The sequence below is a fragment of the Actinosynnema sp. genome (assembly GCF_052038725.1).
The window spans coordinates 1-1,920 of record NZ_JBQGCX010000788.1; the positions used below are offsets into that span (position 1 = coordinate 1).

2 protein-coding genes are annotated in these 1,920 nt (G+C 73.6%); both read left to right on the top strand.

The annotated features are described in order from the left end of the window. A partial coding sequence (locus ACTUAL_RS16265; protein ID WP_440900858.1) for a transglycosylase SLT domain-containing protein occupies positions 1 to 817 on the top strand: 817 nt, incomplete at its 5' end. 326 nt (positions 818 to 1,143) lie between these two features. Beyond that, positions 1,144 to 1,920: cation:proton antiporter domain-containing protein (locus tag ACTUAL_RS16270; protein WP_440900859.1), on the top strand; the 777-nt coding region annotated here is incomplete at its 3' end.

Below are 1,920 nucleotides of genomic sequence, written 5' to 3' on the forward strand. Positions count from 1 at the left end.
CCAGGGGGAACCGACCACGCTGGTGTTCCCAGTGGTCGTCACCGCCCCCGGCGTCGTTCCCGGAGCGCACCGCGCCGAGTCCGACAAGGCCCCGCTGGCCCACCGGGTGTCCGCCGTCGCGATGGCGGTCGGCGTGGTCGCGGGAGCGGGCGGGGCCGCGGCCTACGCGGTCACCGGCGGCACCTTCAGCCCCAGCGCGGGCGCCATGAACTTCGGCGGGTTCGGCGACCCGGACGCCCCGGCGGTCTCGCCGACGGCGCAGACCATCGCCGAGGTCCGGACCGTCCACTCGGTGGACGTCGGCGGCGAGGCGTCCCGCCTGCTCCAGCAGGAGCAGATGACGGCGGCCATGGCGGTCAACCAGATCAGCGACGCGGCGGCGAACGACTACGCGGCGCGGGTCAAGGCCGAGCAGGAGCGCAAGGAGCGCGAGGCCGAGGCGCGCAAGCCGGCCAAGCAGCGCGAGGTCGAGGCGTGGATCAAGGAGGCCATCAAGGTCCTCCAGGCCAACGGCACCTCGATCGACAACAGCAGCGTGGGCGCGATCTGGACGGTGATCCAGAAGGAGTCCGGCGGCAACGTCAACGCCATCAACAACTGGGACTCGAACGCGGTGCGCGGCACCCCGTCGAAGGGCCTGATGCAGGTCATCGACCCCACGTTCGAGGCGTACAAGCTCGCGGGCTACGACGACATCTACCGCCCGGTGGACAACATCATCGCGGGCGTGCGGTACGTGTACGCCCGCTACGGCGGCTTCCACAACCACCCCGGCCTGATCGGCATCAACGCCGGAACCGGCTACCAGGGCTACTGATCCCCGCGCCGCTGATCCCCGCGCCGCCGATCCGCTGATCCGCGACCCCGCCCCTCCCCCGGTCCCCGTTCGGGACCCGCGGAGGGGCGGACGCGTGCGCGCGGAACCTCTGAGCGGGCCGTGAGCGCCCCGGAGGGCCCCGACGGCACCCACCCGACCGGAGTCGGGCGTTGAGGCCGCAGCGGGCGTCGTGGGCCCCGGAACGACGCTGTCCCGAGCCGCGCCGACCGCCGCTGGGGACACGGGTACCCCGGAGCGGGCCGGTTTGAACCGCACTCCTGCGGGCGACTCCCTCCCGTCCACCAAGACGGGAGGCAGAAGAGGCCATGGGCGACTCGCAGGCGCTGATCGTGCTCGTGTCCGTCGGCGCGGCCGTGGTCGCGCTGCACCTGCTCGCCCGCCGCCTGCGCCTGTCGCCGCCGATCGTGCTGCTGGTCGGCGGGGCGCTGGCCGCGCTGGTCCCCTGGCTGGAGCCGATCCGGCTGCCGCCCGAGGTGGTGCTGCTGCTGTTCCTGCCCGCGCTGCTGCACTGGGAGGCGCTGAACACCTCGCTGCGCGAGATCAGGGCGAACCTGCGCAGCATCGCGCTCAGCTCGGTCGTGCTGGTGCTGGTGACCGCCGCCTCGGTCGCGGCGGTCGGGCACGCGCTGGGCCTGAGCTGGCCGGTGGCGTTCGTGCTCGGCGCGGTGGTCGCGCCCACCGACGCCACCGCCGTCGGCGCGGTCGCGGGGAGGATGCCGCACCGGCAGCTGACCCTGCTGCGCGCCGAGAGCCTGGTCAACGACGGCACCGCGCTGGTGCTGTTCGCGATCGCGGTGGCCGTGGCCAGCGGTCGGGAGGAGTTCTCCTGGCCGTCCGCGCTGGGCGACTTCGGCCTGTCCTACGCGGGCGGCGTCGTGGTGGGCCTGCTGGTCGGACTGCTGGTGACCTGGCTGCGCAAGGTGGTCGTGGAACCGCTGCCGGAGGCCGGGATCAGCGTGCTGACCCCGTTCACGGCGTTCCTGCTGGCGGAGGAGATCCACGCGTCGGGCGTGCTGGCGACGGTGGTGTGCGGGCTGCTGGTGAGCCAGACCGGGCCGCGCTGGTTCTCGGCCAGGACCCGG